A 771-nucleotide genomic window follows, 5' to 3' on the forward strand; every position below is an offset into this window, starting at 1 on the left:
AGCGCCTGAGCTCAGGGCTCACATCGAGGCCAGGGTGGCGGCGCTGTAAGCCACGCCAAGAGCCGGCAGAGGAGCTGATCGTCCTCCGTCATGGGGGCCGCCCTGCGCCGCTCGCTGTTCACGCCGGCAGTTATCGCCTGCTACCCCCTTATTCTTTGCTCGCGAGATAGGAGAGACGCCAACAGGCGCGCCGCGCCGGGGGGAGTTCGTTTTTTCCTGTGCTCTTTATCATTCACATCTGATTCACGCAGCCGGGTACAGCATGGCGGAAATTGCACAGGAGACAGGTATGAAGCAGATACTCGATCAGTTGCTTGGCAGTGGTAAGGGGTGGCTCGAGCAGGGAGGCGGGCAGCGTAAAGGGCAGGTGCAGGGAGCACTGGCCGGCGGAGCACTCGGCCTGCTGCTGGGCAACAAGAAGATGCGCAAATATGGCGGCAAGGTGGCGGCGGTGGGCGGGGCGGCGGCCCTTGGTGGCCTTGCCTACAAGCTCTACAAGGATTGGCAGGCGCAGCAGCAGAGCGCCCCTGCCGGCCAGGTCTCCCCCCAGCCGCTCTCGGCCCTTGAGGGGCCCGCCCTCGATCAGCGGGCCGAGCTACTGGTGCGCGCCATGATAGCGGCCGCCCGCGCCGACGGTCATATCGACGAACACGAGCGTGGCAAGATTGCCGCCCACCTGACCGAGCTGGGGCAGGGCGACGCGGCCCGCTTCATCGACCGGGAGCTGGCCCGCCCCCTCGATCCCCATGCCCTGGCCCGCGAGGTGAGCGA

Annotated in this window: 1 protein-coding gene; it reads left to right on the plus strand. The window is 66.7% G+C overall.

Translation table 11 applies throughout. The annotated features are described in order from the left end of the window. Positions 1-289 precede the first annotated feature (289 nt). Positions 290-771: DUF533 domain-containing protein (locus tag BN1134_RS01595; protein WP_042044835.1), on the plus strand; the 482-nt coding region annotated here is incomplete at its 3' end.

Source organism: Aeromonas simiae (assembly GCF_000820125.1).
Lineage (GTDB): Bacteria > Pseudomonadota > Gammaproteobacteria > Enterobacterales > Aeromonadaceae > Aeromonas > Aeromonas simiae.